We start from the raw sequence: 10,473 nt of genomic DNA on the forward strand, positions 1-10,473 counted from the left end.
CGTTGTAAATCATTTTTATTTTTCTGTTTTTGTGGGCGGGGTCTCCTGGGCGCCCCGCCGCCGGCGCGGGGGGGGGGGGGGGGCCCCCGGCGGCGCGGGCGCGCGCCCCGCCCGCGCCCGGGCCTCGTACCCGTTAGGCTCGACCCATGGGCAGTCACCCGGAAAACCTGCCGTCCCCGACCACCCCGGCCGGCCGCGAGGGGCTCGACGCCGTTCTCGCCCGGCCCGACCGTGCGGTCGTCGCGCTCGACTTCGACGGCACGCTCGCCGACATCGTCCCGGACCCCGAGCAGGCCCGCGCCCATCCCGGCACCGTCGAGGCGCTCGCCGCGCTCGCGCCGAAGGTCGCCGCGATCGCCGTGATCACCGGCCGCCCGGCGGGCGTCGCCGTGCGCTACGGGGGCTTCGCGGGCGTCCCCGGCCTGGAGCACCTCGTCGTGCTCGGGCACTACGGCGCCGAGCGTTGGGACGCGGTGACCGGCACGGTCCACGCCCCCGCTCCGCACCCGGGCGTCACCGCGGTGCGCGCCGAACTCCCCGGTGTACTCCATGAGTTCGGGGCCTGGCACGGCACCTGGATCGAGGAGAAGGGCCAGGCCGTCGCCGTCCACACCCGGCGCGCCCAGGACCCGCAGGCGGCCTTCGAGACGCTGCGCGGCCCCCTCGGCGAGCTGGCGGCCAGGCATGGGCTGATCGTCGAACCGGGCCGCCTGGTGCTGGAGTTGCGCCCGCCCGGCATGGACAAGGGCGTCGCGCTCGCCGGGTTCGTCGCGGAGCTGGACGCCGAGTCCGTGATCTACGCCGGCGACGACCTCGGGGACCTCGCCGCGTTCGCCGCGGTGGAGAAGCTGCGCAGCGAGGGCCCGGACGGCATCCCCGGTCTCCTGGTGTGCAGCGGGAGCGCCGAAGTGCCCGAACTGGCCGAGCGCGCCGACCTGTCGGTGCCGGGCCCGGCCGCGGTGGTGGACTTCCTGGCGGCCCTGGCGGACCGCCTGTAGTTCCCGGAGGCCCTGGCGGACCGCCTGTAGGTCAACCCCTTCACGTCAACCCCTTCACCCCTGCCGCAGCGCCTCCAGCTGGTCCATGAACCACTGCTGCGGCGGGAGCGCGGTCGCCGCCTCCGCCAGCCGCTTCGTGCGGCCGGACCGCTCGTCCGCGCTCATTGCCAGTGCCTCGTGCAGGGCCTCCGCCGTGCCGACCACGTCGTACGGGTTCACCACGATCGCGTCCTCGCCCAGCTCCTCGTACGCCCCCGCCTCCCGCGACAGCACCAGCGCGCAGCCGTGGTCCGAGACGACGGGGACCTCCTTGGCGACCAGGTTCATGCCGTCGCGGATCGGGTTGACCAGGGCCACGTCCGCCAGTCGGTACGCGGCCAGGGACCGGGCGAAGTCGTCCTTGACGTGGAGGACGACCGGAGTCCAGCTCTCCGTGCCGTACGCCCCGTTGATCTCCGTGGCCAGTGACTGCACCGCCGCCGTGTAGTCCCGGTAGACGGCGAGGTCCTGGCGGGAGGGGTAGGCGAAGGCGATGTGGACGACGCGCTCGCGCCACTCGGGGCGGGTCTCCAGCAGCGTGCGGTACGCGTGCAGGCCGCGCACGATGTTCTTGGACAGCTCGGTGCGGTCGACCCGGACGATGGTCTTCCTGTCCTCGCCCACCTGCTCCCGCAGCGCCGCCATCCGCTCGTCCACGTCCGCCTCGTGCGATCGGCGGCGCAGGAAGTCCGCGTCGGCCCCCAGGCCGTGCACCCCGATCCTGGTCCGGCCCGTGCCGCCGAGGATCTCCGTACAGCAGCCGATGAACGCGTCCGCCCAGCGCCGGGTCAGGAACGCGGCCCGGTCCGCGCCGAGGATGCCGCGCAGCAACTGCTCCGCGATGTCGTCGGGCAGCAGCCGGAAGTAGTCCACCGGGGCCCACGGGGTGTGCGAGAAGTGGCCGATCCTCAGATCCGGGCGCAGCTCGCGGAGCATGCCGGGGACCAGGGCCAGGTGGTAGTCCTGCACGAGGACCGTCGCCTCCGGGCCCGCCTCCTCGGCCAGTGCCTCGGCGAAGGCCCGGTTGTACGTCTCGTAGGACGCCCACTGCCGCCGGAACTCCGTGTCGAAGACCGGCTCGACGGGCGTCTGGTAGAGCAGGTGGTGGACGAACCACAGCACCGAGTTCGCGATGCCGTTGTACGCGTCGGCGTGCACCTCGGCGTCGATGTCCAGCATCCGCACGCCCGGCTCCCCGACCCCGCGCCGCACCGCCTCGCGGTCGCCGTCGCCGAGGGCCGCGCAGACCCACAGCTTGTCGTCGACGGCGCTCAGCCCGGAGACGAGCCCGCCGCCGCCGCGCTTGGCGTCGAGCGTCCCGTCCTCGCCGAGCGTGTACGTGATCGGGCCGCGGTTGGACGCGACGAGGACCTGGGCGTGCGAGGAAGACGTGTGCTCGGTGACCATGTAGCGGAACCTAGCCCGTTCGGGAAGCCGCCAAACGCGCGTCCCGGGCTCCCTCACGCCGCGTGGCGCTCCGCGTACTCCGCGATCTCCCGCATCGGCGGCCGTTCCTCCGTGTCCACCGCATGGGTGCGCGGCACGAAGCCGTCCTCGCCGCGCTCGAACTGGGTCAGCGCCGGCCGCACCAGATGGCCCCGGGAGAGCCGCAGCTGCGCCGTGCGGTAGATCGCCGCCGCCATCCGGCCCAGCGCCTGCCCGTCCTGGTGGCGGTGGCGCCGCACCCCCACGTCCACCTGGCCCAGCGCGTCCAGGCCCACGGTGTGCAGCGCGTCCACGAGCAGCCCCAGCTCCACTCCGTAACCGACCGGGAACGGGAGCCGCTCCAGCAGGGAGCGCCGCACCGCGTACTCGCCGCCCAGCGGCTGCACGAAACCGGCCAGCTGCGGCCAGTGCAGATTGAGCAGCGGGCGTGCCACCAGTTCGGTGACCCGGCCGCCCTGGCCTGCGCTGTCGCCGAGCGGACGGTCGTACATCGCCTTGACGAACTGCACGGCCGGATCGGTGAGCAGCGGGCCGACCGTGCCCGAGACGAAGTCCGCCGAGAAGTCCTTGAGGTCGGCGTCCACGAAGCAGACGATCTCGCCGCTGGTCACCAGGAGCGACCGCCACAGCACCTCGCCCTTGCCGGGCAGCGCCGGGATCCGGGGCAGGATCGCGTCCCGGTGGACCACCCGCGCGCCCGCCGCCCGGGCCACGGCGGCGGTCGAGTCCGTCGAACCCGAGTCGATCACCACCAGCTCGTCGACCAGCCGGACCTTCTCCATCAGCTCGCGGCGGATCGTCGCCACGATCGCGCCGACCGTGGCCTCCTCGTTCAGCGCGGGCAGCACCACGCTCACGGACGTGACGCGCGGGTCGGCGGCCCGGGCGTCGGTGAGCCGGTTCAGCGGGCGGTCGCCGGACGACCAGGAACGCCTGGTCAGCCAGCGTTCCACCTCTTCGAGCACGGTCGGCACTCCCTGTATGTGATCCATCTCGCGGTTCGGACGACTATCTCAACGGTCCGGTGCTTCGGTTACAGTCTTGAACAACGCGGATGACCGTCGCATGTCGGGGTCGGACCGCACATAAACGCCTGGATCGAAGATCCAGCGCCATAGAGCTCATCCAGAGGGACTGAGGGAACGGCCCGTTGAAGTCCCGGCAACCCTCCTGCCGACCGCGAGGTCACGGTGGGGAAGGTGCCAATTCCGTCTTGCGGCGAAATGCGTCGCGAGGAAGATGAGGAGAAAGGGCCTCCGCCATCATGGCTGTTCAGACCGTCGCAGGTAATGCCACCACCGCCACCCCGGACCTCGGTCCCGCCGCGGCGCTTTCCTGCCGCGAGTGCGGCGAGCGTTTCGAGCTCGGCCCGCTCTTCGCCTGTGCGTCCTGTTTCGGGCCACTGGAAGTGGCCTACGACCTGCCCACCGGCTCCCCGGAGGAGCTGCGCAAGCGCATCGAGGCCGGCCCGGACAACATCTGGCGCTACGCCCCGCTGCTGCCCGTCCCCGCCGACGTCGCGGACAAGCCCAACATCAACCCCGGCTTCACCAAGCTGGTCAAGGCCGACAACCTCGCCCGTGAGCTGGGCGTCACCGGCGGCCTGTACGTCAAGGACGACTCCGGCAACCCGACGCACTCCTTCAAGGACCGCGTCGTCGCGATCGCCGTCGAGGCCGCCCGCGCCTTCGGTTTCACCACCCTCTCCTGCTCCTCCACGGGCAACCTGGCCGGAGCCGTCGGCGCCGCCGCCGCCCGCGCCGGACTGCGCTCCTGTGTGTTCATCCCGCACGACCTGGAGCAGGGCAAGGTCGTCATGGCCGCGGTGTACGGCGGTGAGCTGGTCGGTATCGAGGGCAATTACGACGACGTCAACCGCTTCTGCTCCGAGCTCATCGGCGACCCGCTCGGCGAGGGCTGGGGCTTCGTCAACGTCAACCTCCGCCCGTACTACGGCGAGGGCTCCAAGACGCTGGCGTACGAGATCTGCGAGCAGCTCGGCTGGCGGCTGCCCGACCAGATCGTCATCCCGATCGCGTCCGGCTCGCAGCTCACGAAGATCGACAAGGGCCTCCAGGAGCTGATCAAGCTCGGCCTGGTCGAGGACAAGCCGTACAAGATCTTCGGCGCCCAGGCCGAGGGCTGCTCCCCGGTCTCCGCCGCCTTCAAGGCCGGTCACGACGTGGTCCGCCCCCAGAAGCCGAACACCATCGCCAAGTCGCTGGCCATCGGCAACCCGGCGGACGGCCCCTACGTCCTGGACATCGCCCGGCGCACCGGCGGCGCGGTGGAGGACGTCACCGACGAGCAGGTCGTCGACGCGATCAAGCTGCTGGCCCGCACCGAGGGCATCTTCGGCGAGACGGCGGGCGGCGTGACGCTCGGCGTGACGAAGAAGCTCATCGAGGCCGGTGTCATCGACCCGACGCTCACCACCGTCGTCGTCAACACCGGTGACGGCCTCAAGACGCTCGACGCGGTCTCCGCCACCTCGCAGGCCACGGCCACCATCAAGCCGAGCCTGGACGCGTTCCGCGCCGCGGGCCTCGGCACCGCCTGACGACCACCCCGTACCGAAGGAAGAAGGGCACCACCATGAGCGTCAAGGTCCGCATCCCCACCATCCTCCGTACGTACACGGGCGGCCAGGCCGAGGTCCCGGCGGAGGGCGCGAAGCTCTCCGAGGTCATCGAGTCCCTGGAGAAGGACCACCCGGGCATCGCCGCCCGCGTTCTGGACGACCAGGGCAAGCTGCGCCGCTTCGTCAACGTGTACGTCAACGACGACGACGTGCGCTTCGAGGGCGGCCTGGACGCGGCCACCCCGGACGGCGCCGGCGTCTCGATCATCCCCGCGGTGGCCGGCGGCTGCTGATCCGACAGCCGTCGACCGAACGACCGTTGCCCCCTCCGCGAGAGAAGGGGTGGGGGCAATTCTGCATGGTTGAGCGCGGTACAGTTGGGGAAGCGCCACCCGCTGCCTGTGCCGCCCGCATATGAGAATGCGCCCGGCCCCGATAAGAAGCAGCCAAAGTACCTGAACCTCTTGCGGCATAAGTGCCCTTTGCCTGGCCCGACTTGCCCGTAAATCTCAGCAAACCCGCATATTCGCGTGTTCTCCCATGCCCAGAATTCTCGTCCGATTGACCTGTTGCAGAGGGCAGTTGGGCGGATACATTCGGCCGCGGTCGACGCGCTGCGGCGCCGCACACCCTCTCCTGTCGGAGGGTGAGTTCCGACCCGGGCCCGCGAAGTGCGGTCCCGTGCAAGGGCCAGTAATAGGGGAGTTAGGCATGGCTCAGGGCACCGTCAAGTGGTTCAACGCGGAGAAGGGGTACGGCTTCATCGCGGTCGACGGTGGTGCGGATGTTTTCGTCCACTACAGCGCGATCCAGATGGACGGGTACCGCACCCTCGAAGAGGGTCAGCGAGTTGAATTCGAGATCTCGCAGGGCCAGAAGGGGCCCCAGGCCGACATGGTCAAGCTCGCCGTCGGCTGAGCTCGGCGCGGTCGTCCGACGACACCACTCACGCACGTAGGGCCCGACCCCGGGATCAGGGGATCGGGCCCTACGCGCGTCCGGGCGGCCCTGACGGGGCCTGTCGGGGGGCCTGCCGGGGGGCGCGCCGCTGTCCACATCCGGAGAGGGACGCTTGCACTCGCAGGGGTCGAGTGCTAATCATTGGCGTTAGCACTCTCCAGGTGAGAGTGACAGAACTTGGATCGGGCCGGTGAGGCCCGCAGGTGCGATGGGGCAAGGAACCATCACACGCGCAGGCCGTCCGTCGCGGGCGCCTCCCGGTCCGGAGAAATCCACCCCTGTCCGGGAGGACCACTTCACATGGCCAAGATCATCGCGTTCGACGAGGAGGCACGGCGCGGTCTCGAGCGCGGGATGAACCAGCTCGCCGACGCCGTCAAGGTCACCCTCGGCCCCAAGGGCCGTAACGTCGTCCTCGAGAAGAAGTGGGGCGCGCCCACGATCACCAACGATGGTGTTTCCATCGCCAAGGAGATCGAGCTCGAGGACCCGTACGAGAAGATCGGTGCGGAGCTGGTCAAGGAGGTCGCCAAGAAGACGGACGACGTCGCCGGCGACGGTACGACCACCGCCACCGTTCTCGCCCAGGCTCTCGTCCGCGAGGGTCTGCGCAACGTCGCCGCAGGCGCCAACCCGATGGCCCTCAAGCGCGGCATCGAGAAGGCCGTCGAGGCCGTCTCCGCCGCTCTGCTGGAGCAGGCCAAGGACGTGGAGACCAAGGAGCAGATCGCTTCGACCGCCTCCATCTCCGCCGCCGACACCGAGATCGGCGCCAAGATCGCCGAGGCGATGGACAAGGTCGGCAAGGAAGGCGTCATCACCGTCGAGGAGTCCCAGACCTTCGGTCTGGAGCTGGAGCTCACCGAGGGTATGCGCTTCGACAAGGGCTACATCTCGGCCTACTTCGCGACCGACATGGAGCGTATGGAGGCGTCGCTCGACGACCCGTACATCCTGATCGTCAACTCGAAGATCGGCAGCGTCAAGGACCTGATCCCGCTGCTGGAGAAGGTCATGCAGTCGGGCAAGCCCCTGCTGATCATCGCCGAGGACGTCGAGGGCGAGGCGCTCTCCACCCTGGTCGTCAACAAGATCAAGGGCACGTTCAAGTCCGTCGCCGTCAAGGCCCCGGGCTTCGGCGACCGCCGCAAGGCCATGCTCGCGGACATCGCCATCCTCACCGGTGGCACCGTGATCTCCGAGGAGGTCGGTCTCAAGCTGGAGAACGCCGGCCTGGACCTGCTCGGCCGCGCCCGCAAGGTCGTCATCACCAAGGACGAGACGACGATCGTCGACGGCGCCGGTGACAGCGACCAGGTTCAGGGTCGCGTCAACCAGATCCGTGCCGAGATCGAGAACTCCGACTCGGACTACGACCGCGAGAAGCTCCAGGAGCGCCTCGCGAAGCTGGCCGGCGGCGTGGCCGTCATCAAGGCCGGCGCCGCCACCGAGGTGGAGCTCAAGGAGCGCAAGCACCGCATCGAGGACGCGGTGCGCAACGCCAAGGCCGCCGTCGAGGAGGGCATCGTCGCCGGTGGTGGCGTGGCTCTGCTCCAGGCCTCGGCCGTCTTCGAGAAGCTCGACCTCACGGGCGACGAGGCGACCGGCGCCAACGCCGTGAAGCTCGCGCTGGAGGCCCCGCTCAAGCAGATCGCCGTCAACGGTGGTCTTGAGGGCGGCGTCGTCGTGGAGAAGGTCCGCAACCTGCCGATCGGTCACGGCCTCAACGCCGCGACCGGCGAGTACGTCGACATGATCGCCGAGGGCATTCTCGACCCGGCGAAGGTCACGCGCTCCGCTCTGCAGAACGCCGCGTCCATCGCCGCGCTCTTCCTCACCACCGAGGCCGTCATCGCCGACAAGCCCGAGAAGGCCGGCGCGGCCGCTCCGGGTGGCATGCCGGGCGGTGACATGGACTTCTGATCAGCCACGGAGGCTCCGGCCTCCCCGCCTGATCCGAGGTTCCGCGTACGTCCCCGTACGTTCGCAGTACGTCCCACAGGGGCGGTATCTCCTTCACCGGAGGTGCCGCCCCTGTGGCGTGTCCGGGTTCCTTGGGACACTGGCGTGAGGGGACGGCCGTACGGACACGGCCGTACGGATACGGGGGCGGGGCGGGCATGAGCGTGGGTGCTGCGGGGAGAACGGGCCGAGGGAGGCTCACGGGGGTCGCGCTCGTCGTGGGCGGTGCCCTGCTGTTCGCGCTGGGGCTGTTCGCCGTGGTGACCGGGACGGGCCTCTCCGGGGCCCTCGGTATGCGGGTGGAGACCTTCGGCCGTGTCGAATGCCACGACGTCCGAACCGAGAAGGGCCAGACCGTCTGGCACTGCTCCGGCGAGAGCGCCGCCCAGCAGCGCGCCAACGCGGCCGAGCGCGACCGGGCGGCCCGGGAGGCGCTGCGCGCCCACGTGGACGGCGTGCCCCGGTCGGCATCGATCGAGCGCACCCGGATCGTCTTCGCCGACCACGACGGCCGGACCGACCCCGCGACGATGACCGCGACCCAGGTGTTCGACGGCGGACGCTGGTACGCCCACTCCTCGATGCTCGTCGGCTACGCCATGATCCCGCTGCTTCTGGGCGCGGGAACGGCGGCCTGGGGCGGCTACCGGCTGCGCAGGAGGTAGGGGCGGGGCGGCTGTCGGCCGTGTGAGCGGTGGCGGCCGGGCGGCTGCGCGGGGTTCGCGTGGCCGAATGACTACTTGCCGTGGCCACTCCCGTACGGCAGCACGTTTCGGTGCGACTGTGCCGAGGGCGGTGGCGCGCCCGCGATCCCTGGGGTAAAGCGGCCGAGGAGCCGCTCAGGGGCCCGCTCACGGCTGGTTCTCCGGTTCCTGGTTCGGCCGGTCCTTCTCTTGCCAGCTCACTGCCCGGTCCGGCGACCGGAAACAGTCATTGGTCCAGTCCACCGAGGCTCCTCGGTGGGGGTGGTGTGCGACTGCACAGGGTGGCCGGCCGGTCGGCCGGACCCGGGCGGACGCGCCCCGAACGCACCCGCCCCGGACCTCGTCGCTCGCGCTATCCAGCCAACTTCGCACGGTAAGTCGGAATCATGCGTACCGGTTCGGCAGAGGGACATGATGGCTCTGGTGTTCGCACGGTGAACACCCGTCGCATGAATAACTCCAGTTATGCAGAAGCCAGTTGGGCATAACGGTCGTCAACCGCACAGAAGGGAAGGTGTCATGAAGCAGCAGAAGAAGGCTTATGTGAAGCCGTCGATGTTCAAGCAGGGCGACTTTTCGAAGAAGACCGCCGGCTACTTCGTCGGCTCGTACAAGGAGTACTGGAGCCGACGCATCATCTGATCCGCCGGCCCGTTCCCTGTGCACTGTGTGAGAACTTCCGAAAGGCGAAGATGCCCGGCCAACTGCGTGACTACTTCGTCGTCCTGCCGGACAGCGTGGCGGGAGCGGCAGCGGCCGGGCGGCTTCCCGCACCGGGAGCGGCTTCCGGGCGGTCCTCCGCGCCGGTGGCCTCCGCACCGGGAGCGGCTGCCGGGCAGGCCCGAGGGGTGGGCGACACCCTGACCGTCGTCCATCCCTCGGGCCGGCCCTGGGTCGTCGCCCGCACGCTGGTCCGCAAGGCCAGCCACCTCGCGCGGGGCGAGGACGCCCTCGTCCTCATCGGCCCGGACCGCGTCCCCGACGCCGTGCTCGCCGGGCTCCTGGAGGGCGCTCGCGACCGGACCGGCCTGGAACGCCGCCTCGCCCGGCTGCCCGGCCTCTACCACGTGATCGCCCGGCTGTCCGGGGAGAGCTGGATCCGGGGCACCGCCACCGGACTCCGCCGGATCTACCACGCCCGGCACCCGGATGCCGGAACCATCGCCTCCGACCGTCCCGCCGCCCTGGCCCGCCTCATCGACGCGCCCCTGGACGAGGGCGCGCTGGCGCTCCGGCTGCTGGACTTCCTGCCGCACCCCCTGAGCCGCCGCGCCGTGTGGCGCGGCGTTCACGAGACCGGTGCCGGGTATGGCCTGGCCCTGCCCGTCGCAGCACCGGGCACGGCCGCCGTCCCCGGTCCCACGGAGCACCGCTGGTGGGAGCCGCCGCCCGGGGAACTCCCCCTGGCGGAGGGGGCCCGCAAGGTCGGGGACGCCGTCGCCGCCTCCGTACGGGCCCATGTCGGCGGCCTGGACCGGATCAGCTGTGAACTCTCCGGCGGCCTGGACTCCACGGCCCTCGCCTTCGCCGCCCGGGAGACCGGGCCCGAGGCGCTGGCCCTGCTGACCGTGGCTGCCCGGGACCGGTACAGCGAGGACGAGAGGTGGGCGCGAAGAGCGGTCGAGGCGGCACGGAACCCGGCCGCGACGGCCGTCCCCGCCCCCGGCCACCACACCGCCCACAGCGCGAACAGCGCCCCGGCGGGGGCCCCCCCCGCGCCCCCCCCCCCGGGCTCCGGCGTCGACACCGTGGAGTACGCGCTCGGCACGGACGGCGAGTGGCA

10 protein-coding genes and 1 riboswitch are annotated in these 10,473 nt (G+C 70.8%); of the genes, 8 read left to right on the top strand and 2 right to left on the bottom strand.

Annotated features, from left to right (window positions below):
• The first annotated feature begins 146 nt into the window (after positions 1 to 146).
• Positions 147 to 998: a trehalose-phosphatase gene (otsB, locus tag JS521_RS06855; RefSeq protein ID WP_205081831.1), complete on the top strand. Its 852-nt coding sequence runs from the start codon at positions 147 to 149 to the stop codon at positions 996 to 998.
• Between the two features lie 54 nt (positions 999 to 1,052).
• Here the strand turns inward: otsB and JS521_RS06860 are convergent, their stop codons facing one another.
• Both JS521_RS06860 and JS521_RS06865 read right to left on the bottom strand, forming a co-directional pair.
• Positions 1,053 to 2,444 (bottom strand): alpha,alpha-trehalose-phosphate synthase (UDP-forming), encoded by a 1,392-nt coding sequence (locus JS521_RS06860; protein WP_205081832.1) that lies wholly within the window; start codon positions 2,442 to 2,444, stop codon positions 1,053 to 1,055.
• A 53-nt stretch (positions 2,445 to 2,497) separates the two neighbouring features.
• On the bottom strand, positions 2,498 to 3,448 hold the full coding sequence (locus JS521_RS06865) for a glucosyl-3-phosphoglycerate synthase (RefSeq protein ID WP_205081837.1): 951 nt from the start codon (positions 3,446 to 3,448) through the stop codon (positions 2,498 to 2,500).
• Between the two features lie 153 nt (positions 3,449 to 3,601).
• Positions 3,602 to 3,729, top strand: a riboswitch (SAM riboswitch).
• An 18-nt stretch (positions 3,730 to 3,747) separates the two neighbouring features.
• Between JS521_RS06865 and thrC the strand changes: the two genes are divergently transcribed.
• The 7 genes from thrC to JS521_RS06900 all read left to right on the top strand — a co-directional run.
• Positions 3,748 to 5,043, top strand: coding sequence for a threonine synthase (gene thrC / locus JS521_RS06870; protein ID WP_205081833.1), 1,296 nt, complete (start codon positions 3,748 to 3,750; stop codon positions 5,041 to 5,043).
• A gap of 35 nt (positions 5,044 to 5,078) precedes the next feature.
• Complete coding sequence (locus tag JS521_RS06875; protein WP_003967347.1) at positions 5,079 to 5,357, top strand: MoaD/ThiS family protein; 279 nt, start codon at positions 5,079 to 5,081, stop codon at positions 5,355 to 5,357.
• Between the two features lie 418 nt (positions 5,358 to 5,775).
• Complete coding sequence (locus JS521_RS06880) at positions 5,776 to 5,982, top strand: cold-shock protein (protein ID WP_003967346.1); 207 nt, start codon at positions 5,776 to 5,778, stop codon at positions 5,980 to 5,982.
• 342 nt (positions 5,983 to 6,324) lie between these two features.
• Positions 6,325 to 7,947: a chaperonin GroEL gene (gene groL / locus JS521_RS06885; RefSeq protein ID WP_003967345.1), complete on the top strand. Its 1,623-nt coding sequence runs from the start codon at positions 6,325 to 6,327 to the stop codon at positions 7,945 to 7,947.
• A 257-nt stretch (positions 7,948 to 8,204) separates the two neighbouring features.
• Positions 8,205 to 8,651, top strand: a complete 447-nt coding sequence (locus tag JS521_RS06890) for a hypothetical protein (RefSeq protein ID WP_205081834.1) — start codon at positions 8,205 to 8,207, stop codon at positions 8,649 to 8,651.
• Between the two features lie 558 nt (positions 8,652 to 9,209).
• Positions 9,210 to 9,332: a keywimysin-related RiPP gene (locus JS521_RS06895; RefSeq protein ID WP_205081835.1), complete on the top strand. Its 123-nt coding sequence runs from the start codon at positions 9,210 to 9,212 to the stop codon at positions 9,330 to 9,332.
• Positions 9,333 to 9,382: 50 nt separating this feature from the next.
• Positions 9,383 to 10,473 (top strand): asparagine synthase-related protein (locus JS521_RS06900; RefSeq protein WP_239486889.1); only part of this gene is annotated, 1,091 nt, incomplete at its 3' end.

This window comes from Streptomyces durocortorensis (genome assembly GCF_016901035.1).
Lineage (GTDB): Bacteria > Actinomycetota > Actinomycetes > Streptomycetales > Streptomycetaceae > Streptomyces > Streptomyces durocortorensis.

What these genes read in the sequence shown, in the direction of transcription:
- groL (WP_003967345.1), top strand. Translation starts at nt 6,325, where the DNA reads ATGGCCAAGATCATCGCGTTCGACGAGGAGGCACGGCGCGGTCTCGAG.
- otsB (WP_205081831.1), top strand. Translation starts at nt 147, where the DNA reads ATGGGCAGTCACCCGGAAAACCTGCCGTCCCCGACCACCCCGGCCGGC.
- JS521_RS06880 (WP_003967346.1), top strand. Translation starts at nt 5,776, where the DNA reads ATGGCTCAGGGCACCGTCAAGTGGTTCAACGCGGAGAAGGGGTACGGC.
- thrC (WP_205081833.1), top strand. Translation starts at nt 3,748, where the DNA reads ATGGCTGTTCAGACCGTCGCAGGTAATGCCACCACCGCCACCCCGGAC.
- JS521_RS06860 (WP_205081832.1), bottom strand. Translation starts at nt 2,444, where the DNA reads ATGGTCACCGAGCACACGTCTTCCTCGCACGCCCAGGTCCTCGTCGCG.
- JS521_RS06895 (WP_205081835.1), top strand. Translation starts at nt 9,210, where the DNA reads ATGAAGCAGCAGAAGAAGGCTTATGTGAAGCCGTCGATGTTCAAGCAG.
- JS521_RS06875 (WP_003967347.1), top strand. Translation starts at nt 5,079, where the DNA reads ATGAGCGTCAAGGTCCGCATCCCCACCATCCTCCGTACGTACACGGGC.